The organism is Streptomyces sp. (assembly GCF_031178505.1).
GTDB classification, from domain to species: domain Bacteria; phylum Actinomycetota; class Actinomycetes; order Streptomycetales; family Streptomycetaceae; genus Streptomyces; species Streptomyces gulbargensis.
The window spans coordinates 1-9,043 of sequence record NZ_JAPSIW010000226.1; the positions used below are offsets into that span (position 1 = coordinate 1).

General features: G+C 72.4%; 7 protein-coding genes. 3 read left to right on the forward strand and 4 right to left on the reverse strand.

What is annotated here, in order from left to right; all coding sequences use genetic code 11:
- Nucleotides 1–2,072: glycoside hydrolase family 2 protein (locus RIF68_RS16865; RefSeq protein WP_309052089.1), on the reverse strand; the 2,072-nt coding region annotated here is incomplete at its 3' end.
- 277 nt (nt 2,073–2,349) lie between these two features.
- On the opposite strand from RIF68_RS16865, the gene RIF68_RS16870 reads away from it, so the two are divergent.
- The 3 genes from RIF68_RS16870 (at nt 2,350) to RIF68_RS16880 (ending at nt 5,654) form a co-directional block, all read left to right on the forward strand.
- Nucleotides 2,350–3,669 (forward strand): ABC transporter substrate-binding protein, encoded by a 1,320-nt coding sequence (locus tag RIF68_RS16870; RefSeq protein WP_309052090.1) that lies wholly within the window; start codon nt 2,350–2,352, stop codon nt 3,667–3,669.
- 81 nt (nt 3,670–3,750) lie between these two features.
- Nucleotides 3,751–4,809, forward strand: coding sequence for an ABC transporter permease subunit (locus tag RIF68_RS16875; RefSeq protein ID WP_309052091.1), 1,059 nt, complete (start codon nt 3,751–3,753; stop codon nt 4,807–4,809).
- On the forward strand, nt 4,806–5,654 hold the full coding sequence (locus tag RIF68_RS16880; protein ID WP_309052092.1) for a carbohydrate ABC transporter permease: 849 nt from the start codon (nt 4,806–4,808) through the stop codon (nt 5,652–5,654). Before RIF68_RS16875 ends, RIF68_RS16880 begins: the two co-directional genes overlap by 4 nt.
- Nucleotides 5,655–5,696: 42 nt before the next feature.
- On the opposite strand, the gene RIF68_RS16885 is transcribed toward RIF68_RS16880, so the two are convergent.
- From RIF68_RS16885 to RIF68_RS16895, 3 genes are all read right to left on the reverse strand, one after another.
- Nucleotides 5,697–6,713 (reverse strand): LacI family DNA-binding transcriptional regulator, encoded by a 1,017-nt coding sequence (locus RIF68_RS16885; protein WP_309052093.1) that lies wholly within the window; start codon nt 6,711–6,713, stop codon nt 5,697–5,699.
- Nucleotides 6,714–7,049: 336 nt separating this feature from the next.
- Nucleotides 7,050–7,475, reverse strand: coding sequence for a DUF3052 domain-containing protein (locus tag RIF68_RS16890; RefSeq protein WP_309052094.1), 426 nt, complete (start codon nt 7,473–7,475; stop codon nt 7,050–7,052).
- Nucleotides 7,476–8,276: 801 nt separating this feature from the next.
- A partial coding sequence (locus RIF68_RS16895) for a helix-turn-helix domain-containing protein (RefSeq protein WP_309052095.1) occupies nt 8,277–9,043 on the reverse strand: 767 nt, incomplete at its 5' end.

Consider the following 9,043-nt stretch of genomic DNA (forward strand, 5'->3'; position numbering starts at 1 on the left):
GGCGCGACCTCCACCGGGATGCCGGCCTTCGCCAGGACGGTGCCGTCCGCGCGCAGCCGGCGCACTCCGACGGTCGTGTGCCAGGGCGTGCCCGCCTGGTTGTCGACGGCGAGCACCGGGCCGTCCTCACCCGGCAGCAGGGTGAGCAGCCGGTCCGCGTAGACCCGGCGCAGCTCGTGGTAGAGCGGCTTGAGCCGGCCGTCCCCGTCGATCGCCGCCCACGAGCTCACCGGCCAGCAGTCGTTGAGCTGCCAGACCACCGTGCCGGCGCACACCGGCCAGTGGGCCCGCCAGTGCTCGATGCCCGCCGCCACCGCCCGCGCCTGGACCACCTGCGCCAGGTAGTGCCAGCGGTCGAAGTCCCCCTCGGGCAGCGGGAAGTGGCGGGCGATGCCCCGGTTCAGCTTGCCGTTGCCGTCCTCGGCCTTCTGGTGGTGGAGCATGCCGGGGGAGTCCGGGGCGAGTCGCTCGCCGGGCAGGGCCCGGCGCAGCGTCGCGAGGGCGGGCGGCGCCTGCCAGCCGAACTCGGCGACGAAGCGGGGAACGCTCGCGCGGTACTCGGCGTAGTCCTGCCGGTTCCACACCTCCCACGAGTGGTGGGTGCCGTGGCGGGGGTCGTTGGGGTGGTGCTCCCACGACCCCGACCAGGGGCTGCCCGCCGTGTACGGCCGGGACGGGTCCAGCTCGGCCACGATCCGCGGCAGCAGGCCGAGGTAGTACCCCTCGCCCCAGGAGTCGCCCGCGAGCGGCTCCTCCCAGTCCCAGTCCCGGAAGCCCCAGAGGTTCTCGTTGTTGCCGTTCCACAGGACCAGGCTGGGGTGCGGCATGAGCCGGACAACGTTGTCGCGCGCCTCGGCCTCGATCTCCCCGCGCAGGGGCTGCTCCTCGGGGTACGCGGCGCAGGCGAACAGGAAGTCCTGCCAGACCATCAGGCCGAGTTCGTCGCAGACGTCGTAGAAGGCGTCGTCCTCGTAGATGCCGCCGCCCCAGACGCGGACCAGGTCCACGTTGGCCTCGGCGGCCTGGGTGAGGCGGGTCCGGTAGCGCTCCGGCGTCGTGCGGGAGGGGAGCACGTCGTCCGGGATCCAGTTGACCCCCCGGGCGAAGATCCGTACCCCGTTGACGACGAAGGTGCAGCCGCTTCCGTGCGCGTCCGCCGACCGGTCGAGGGTGACGGTACGGAAGCCGACGCGGCGCCGCCAGACGTCGAGCGGGCCCTCCTCCTCGTCGGCCAGCGTCACCTCCAGGCCGTACAGCGGCTGTTCGCCGTACCCGCGCGGCCACCACAGCTCGGGGTCGGACACGTCCAGGCGCAGGACCGCCTCGTCACCCGTGAAGGAGACCTCGGCCCGCGACACGGCGGTGCTCCCGGCCTCCGCCGCCGGCCCGCCGGCCCGGACGACGGCCCGGGCGGTCAGCGGCCGGCCGGTACCGCGCTCGGTGCGCGCCACCCGCACCCGTACCTCGACACGGCCGGTGGTCGTGCCGTCGGCGGGGAGGCCGTCGACGGTGACGACCGGACGGACCTCGGCGAGCCGGGCCGTCGACCAGTGCTCCAGCCGCACCGGCCGCCACATGCCCGCCGTGACGACGGTCGGCCCCCAGTCCCAGCCGAACGAGCAGGCCATCTTGCGGATGTACTGGAAGGGCTCGGGGTAGACGTTCGGCCGCTCCCCGGTGAGCGCGCGGACGCGCTCCGCCTCCTCGTACGCCGAGTCGAAGCGCACCTCGAGGCGGCCCGTCCGGCCGGTGACGTCGAAGCGGTGGGTCCGGTGCATGTTGCGCGTCCGGCCGAGGACCTCACCGGCCAGCGCGATCTCCGCAGCGGTGTCCAGGCCCTCGAAGACCAGCTCCGTGCGCTCGTGCCGACTGGAGTGGGCCAACTCGGCGGCGTAGCACCACTCCTGGCGCCCGACCCAGGAGATCTCCGTCTCGTTCCGGCCGATGAAGGGGTCGGGTATGACCTGCGCGGCGAGCAGGTCGGTGTGGACGCAGCCGGGGACGCGGGCCGGGAGCAGTGCGTCCTCGTGGCGCAGGCTCCAGCCCTCGGTCAGCTGGGTGACGTCCTTCATGTGTGCGGCTCCAATCGCCCGACGTGGCGGGGGATGTGTGTACGACGCCGACAACCTAGCCGCGCGCGCTCGCACTGTCCATGAACCGGTAAAGCTGCTTCTGTTCACCCACCGTGCATACGAAAACCCGTAAAGCGCGCAATCCGGGCGGTTACACGGGTGCTGGATAACGATTGGGCATCGCGCTGGAAACCGGAGCTTTACCGGTTCACACGCTCCTGTCATAGTGCCGACATCCCACTTTGACCTGAGCCGTAACCCTGAAGGAGTTGGGCACATGGGGAAGACGAAGGCGCTCACGGGCGCGCTTCTCGCCGTCGCGACACTCACCGTGGCGGGATGCAGTGGCGGGGGAGCCGCGACGGGGGAGATCGCGGCCGCGCCGGCCGACCCCGCCGGGGTCTCCGGGGAGATCAAGGTCCTGACCCACCGGACCGACCTGGTCCAGGACGGCACGCTCAAGCGGTACGCGGCCGACTTCAACAAGGTCTACCCCAAGGTGAAGGTGACGTTCGAGGGGATCACCGACTACGAGGGGGAGGTGAAGATCCGCATGAACACCAAGACCTACGGTGACGTGCTGATGATCCCCGCGGCCGTGGCCAAGAACGACTACCCCTCCTTCTTCGCGCCCCTCGGTCCGGCCGGCGAACTCGCCCGGAAGTACCGCTTCAGCGACAAGACCGAGGTGGACGGCAAGGTCTACGGCATCGCCCAGTTCGGCACCGCCAACGGCTTCGTCTACAACAAGTCCCTCTGGAGGAAGGCCGGGATCACCACCTGGCCCAGGACACCCCAGGAGTTCCTGGCCGCCCTGCGGACCATCGGGGACAGGACCGACGCCGTGCCGTACTACACGAACTTCAAGGACGGCTGGCCGATGGTCCAGTGGACCTCGAACGTGGGATCGGTGACCTGCGACGCCAAGGCGACCGACAAGCTGGCCGGACCGGTGTCGCCCTGGAAGGCGGGCGGCGAACTGCACACCATCGACACCCTCGTCCACGACATCGTGAAGCAGGGGCTGGCCGAGAAGGACCCCACCACGACCAACTGGGAGACCTCCAAGGCCCTGCTCGCCGAGGGGAAGATCGGCAGCATGATGCTCGGCTCCTGGTCGATCACCCAGATGCGGGCGGCGGCGAAGCAGGCCGGCGGTTCCGCCGAGGACATCGGCTTCATGCCCTTCCCCGCGCAGAAGGACGGCGCGTTCTGCGCGACCCTGGTCTCCGACTACCAGCAGGCCGTGAGCGCCCACTCCGAGAACAAGCCGGCGGCGCGCGCCTGGATCGACTGGTTCACCGAGAAGTCCGGCTACTCCGAGCGGGAGGGCGCGGTGCCCGCCGTGAAGGCCGCCCCCATGCCGGCCACCCTCAAGGACTTTGTTGACAACGATGTCACCTTCGTGGAGCGGTCCGAGGCGGAGACGGCCGTGGTCAACGAGATCGACAACGCCGCCGAGATCGGCCTGAACAAGCCCGACTACCGGCAGAAGCTCATCGACACCGCCCGCGGCGCCCAGGACGGCAGCCTCCAGGACTTCTTCGCCGACCTGAACAAGAAGTGGGACGAGGCGGCGAGGACCGCCGGTTCCTGAGCACCGGTGGAACGCGGGTCCCGGCCGCCGCGCGGCGGCCGGGACCCCTCCCTCCCGCAGCCGCGGACACGAAAGGCCGACATGACCGAGAAACCCCCGAACTCCCCGCGCACCGTGACCGATCCCTCCGCCCCGGCCCCCGGAGCCCCGCGCCCCCGCACCGCGCCCGGGACCACGGTCCTCACCGCCCCCGCCTCCGCGGAGGCCGGCGCCCCCACCCGTACGGGCGCGCGTGCGGCGGCGCCCCGCAGACCCGCGCCCCGCTCCTGGCGTGACTCGCCCCTGCGCCGCGCCACCCCGTGGTTCTTCCTCGCCGTGCCCCTGGCCCTGCTCCTCACGTTCACCTACGTGCCCGTGGCGAGCATGATCTCGTACAGCTTCACCGACTGGGACGGAGTGAGCCCGCACCGGGAGTTCACCGGCGTGGACAACTACGTCCAGATCTTCACCCGCCCCGAGATGTTCCGGGTCTTCTTCGTCAGCGGCTACTACCTGGCCGCCTCCGCCCTCCAGATCGGCGTCGCCCTCTACTTCGCCACGGTCCTCAGCTTCAACCTGCGGTTCCGCAACTTCTTCAAGGGCGTCCTCTTCTTCCCCTACCTCATCAACGGCGTCGCGATCGGCTTCGTCTTCCTGTACTTCTTCCAGGACGGCGGCACCCTGGACTCCGTCCTCGCGTGGCTGGGCGTGACCACCGACCATCCGTGGCTCGGCGATCCCACCTCCGCCAACCTCTCGCTGGCCGGCGTGTCCGTCTGGCGCTTCACCGGCCTGAACTTCGTCCTCTTCCTGGGCGCCATCCAGTCCGTACCGGGCGAGCTCTACGAGGCGGCCCAGCTCGACGGCGCCGACCGGTGGCAGCAGTTCCGCCACATCATCGTCCCGAGCATCAAGCCCGTCCTCAGCCTCAGCGTCATCCTGGCGATCTCCGGCTCCCTGTCCGTCTTCGAGATCCCCTACATCATGACCGGCGGGGCGACCGGCACGTCGACCTTCGTCATCCAGACGGTCAAGCTCGCCTTCCAGTTCAACAAGACCGGCCTGGCCTCCGCCGCGGCCGTGGTCCTGCTCGCGCTCATCCTGCTCCTCACCTGGGTCCAGCGCCGGCTCGTCCCCGACGACAAGGTGGATCTCGTATGACCCCCGCCCCGACCTCCCGCCGCCGGCTCAGGGCCGGGACCGTACTGACCTACCTGTCGCTGATCGCCGCGACGCTGGTCGTCCTGCTCCCGCTGGCCGTCGTCCTCCTCACCTCGCTCAAGACGGCCGAGGAGGTGTCCGAGGGAGGAGCGCTCTCGCTCCCGGGCGACTGGCTCAACTTCCGCAACTACGCCACCGCGTTCACCGACGGCCATCTGCTCGCGGCCTTCGGCAACACCGCGTTCATCCTCCTCTTCTCCCTCGCCGGCACCGTGATCATCGGCTCGATGACGGCCTACGCGGTCGACCGCTTCGACTTCCGCGCCAAGAAGGCCGTCATGGCGCTGTTCCTCGTCGCCACCCTCGTACCGGCCGTCACCACCCAGGTCGCGACCTTCCAGGTCGTCAACGGCTTCGGCCTGGTCGACACCCGGTGGGCCCCGATCCTGCTCTACATGGGCACGGACATCGTCTCCGTGTACATCTTCCTGCAGTTCATCCGCTCCATCCCGCGTTCGCTGGACGAGGCGGCCCGCCTCGACGGGGCCAACGCCTTCACCATCTACCGGAAGATCATTCTTCCGCTGCTCAAGCCGGCCATCGCCACCGTCGTCATCATCAAGGGGATCACCACCTACAACGACTTCTACATCCCGTTCCTCTACCTGCACTCCGAGGACCTGGGCACCATCTCCACCGCCCTCTTCCGCTTCAAGGGTCCCTTCGGAGCGCACTGGGAGGCCATCTCGGCGGGCGCGATCCTCGTCATCCTGCCGACGCTCGTCGTCTTCCTGCTGCTCCAGCGCTGGATCTACAACGGCTTCGCGCAAGGCGCGACGAAGTAGCCGACCGCGGCCGGAGCCGGGCCCGGCCCGCCCGCACGCGGGTCAGGCCGGCGGCGCGGCGGTGCTGCCGCGCGGCACGAACCGCGCGTACTCGGCCTGCACGTTCCCGGCCGTCTCGTTCGCGAGGAGGGCGAGCAGGGCACGGGCCGCCCCGGCCCCGTACGCCGGAATGTCCCGGGCGAGCGCGGAAAGGGGAGGCCGGACGACCTGCGTGAGGGGGGACTCGTCCCAGGCGACGACGGACAGGTCGCGGGGGATGACGAGGCCGAGTTCCTGGGCGACGGACAGCGCCGCGACCGCCATGATGTCGTTGTCGAAGATCATCGCGGTGGGGCGCTCCGCCGCGATGAGCAGCCGGCGGGCGGCTCGCGCCCCCTCGTCACCCGTGTAGTCGGTGTGCAGGATCTCAGGCTCGGCCAGTCCCGCCTCCGCGCACCCCTCCCGGAGGGCGTCGTCCCGTACGGCGGTGTGCGCGAGGTCGGCCGGACCGGCCACCCGTGCGATGCGCCGGTGCCCGATCGCCGCGAGGTACCGCACGGTCTCGCGCACGCTCTCGGCGTCGTCCGACCACACCGCGGGCAGGGAACCGGCGGTGTGCGGAGGGCCGATGACGACGGCCGGCAGCCCGAGCGCCTCGATCGCCGGCACACGCGGATCACCGTCCCGCAGATCGACGAGGAACACCCCGTCCACCCGCCGTTCGCCCCACCAGCGCCGGTACGTCTCCATCTCCCGCGCCTCGCTGTCGACCATCTGCAGCATGAGGGCGTAGGCCCGGTCGGAGAGGACGTGCTCGATCCCGCTGATGAACTCCATGAAGAAGGGCTCGGTGCCGAGCGTGGAGGCCGGACGCCGCACCACGAGCCCCACCGCCTGGGCCCGCGCCCCGGTCAGCGCCCGCGCGGCACTGTTGGGCCGCCAGCCCAGCTCCTCGGCGATCGCCTTGATCGCGGCGCGGGTGGTGTCGGAGACCCCGGGCTGGTCGTTGAGCGCGTAGGAGACGGCCACCTTGGACACTCCGGCTCGGAGCGCGATGTCCGCAATCGTCGGCCGTTTCACCCGTCACTCCCACTCTCCGACCCGATCGTCCCGCCCCGCTGACCCTACCCGCACCGGCATCCCCGCCGGTCAGGCCCACGGCCGCCCACCCCGCCGAACCCGCGCGGCCGTCCGCGCCCCACGCCGTCCGGGACAGCGGCGCCCCCGCTCCCGGCCGCCACGCACGGGACCGCCGAACGGGCCGGGACACCCCGCAAGTTGGAGAATCCGCGGCTGTGGGCCCCGTAGCCGTGTTCCGGCCTCGGACACCGTCGCCCGACGCACCCGGCGGGCTCCCGGCCCGGAGAGGCGGTCCAGGACCGGACCGCCTCGCCCGGCGGCGGCGTGCCCGCCCCGTCAGGCTCCCCTGCCGGACCGCCTCGCCCGCGGCGTACGCAGCTCGGTCCCCTGCCAGTCCACCGCCGCCCTCACGGAGCCGGTCCGCACCAGCCCGGCGGTGGCCGCGCACTCGGCGATGTCACTGGGCTCCACATGCCCCACCCGGCCGGTCCTGGGGGTCAGCAGCCACACGGTGCCGTCCTCGCAGAGGTCGGTCAGTGCCTCGTGGAGACCGTCGACGAGATCACCGTCCTCGTCCCGCCACCACAGCAGTACGGCGTCGGCCGGACCGCCCGTCCCCACCCCGACCAGTTCCTTGCCCGTCGCCTCCTCGACGGCCTGGCGCAGATCGGCGTCACTGTCCTGGGCGTGACCGATCTCCCGAACGGTCTGGCCCTGGGTGAACCCCAGCCGGTCGGCCATGCTCGTCTCCGCCGTCGTCATCGCCGGCCCTCCTCGTCTCCCGTCGACAGGCGTCCTGCTGGAGCGCCGCGACGTTCAACGCGCCACGCCGACCGGGCGTCACGGGTGGCCCGCGCACGGCGGTGGACCACGGGTCCCGCCCGGCCCCGGCGACGGCCCCGCGCATCACGAAGGCGGGCGGCACGGGGGCGACCGGGCCCCGACCGGCGACGAGGAGCGTGCGGTGGGCGACGGCACCCGGGACGAGCGGACAGGTACACGACGCGGTGGCCGAGGACCGGCCGCTCGTCCGGCCCTTCCGGCACGAGATCGTCGCCGCGGGCGGCACCTGCGCCCGGGCCCCCCGGACCGACGAGGCCACCACCCGCTCCCGGTGATGGCCCCGGGCTCGCGGGTCCGTTTCGTGGAGGACCCCGAGGCGGCCGGGGCGCGGGACCGGAGGGTCGTCTCCGCGGTACGGGCGACCGGCCGACGGTGGCCCGGCACGAGCCGTGGCGAACGCCGGCTTCAGGGTGGCACCGGCCCACGCCGCCGGGGCATCGGCCGCCTCCTGGCCTCGCACGCGCTCGGCGAGGCACGCCACGACGGCTGCACGGCGATGGTCTTCAACGCCGTGGTGGACACCAAGGCGGCCCTCCGCCTGGGCAGTCGCCCGGCTTCACCGTCCTCGGCGCCGTTCCGGCGGCCTTCGACCGCCCCCGCACGGACCGGGAGACCTCCGCCGCTCGCCGGCGCGCCGCCCCGGCCGCCGGACGCGGAAGCCTGGGCCGACGGCGCGCCGACCGGCCTCCCGTGCGCGAGGCCGGGCCCGGGCCGGGCGCGTCACCCCCGCGCCGGGATCCCGGTGCCGGCCCACGCCTCGTCGTCGACCGCGAGCCACGGTGCCGTGGCCACGGCCGTCGGCGTCACGCCGGCGAACGCCACGACCTCCCGGTGCAGATGCGACTGATCGGCGTAGCCGCTCTCCGCCGCCACCACGGCGGCGCGGTGCCCGGCGGCCAGACGGTGCGCGGCGTGGTCGAAACGGATCAGCCGCGCGGCGCGCTTGGGCGTGAGACCGATCTGGGACCGGAACCGGGCCCACAGACGCTTCCGGCTCCACCCCACCTCGTACGCCAGCGGATCCACCCGCACCTGCCCCCGGCCGGCCACCATCCGCCGCCAGACCTCGCCGACCTCCGGATCGACGGCCGGGCGTGGGGCGATCCGACGCGCGAGCGCCTCCTCCGCGATCGCGAACCGGTCGTCCCACGACGCGGCGCCCCGCAGCCGCTCCCGCGTCCGCACGGCCTCACGCCCCCACAGGTCCTCCAGGGAGGCGACCGCCTCCGGGGAGCCGCCCAGCACCGAGTGCGCGACGACCGGCGACAACCGGATCTGCAGGCACTCGATGCCCCGGCCCCGCACTCGCACAGGGCCGGGCGCGAGACCGAGAACGGCGCTGCCGCGCCGCTCCGCGCCACCGTCGTCGTCGACGAGCAGCCCCTCACCGAAGTCCACGACCACCGTGACCGCCGGAAACGGCACCACCCGCAGGTCGAGCTCCTCCCCGCTCCGGTCGCGGAAACCGGCCATGGCGACCCCCGGCA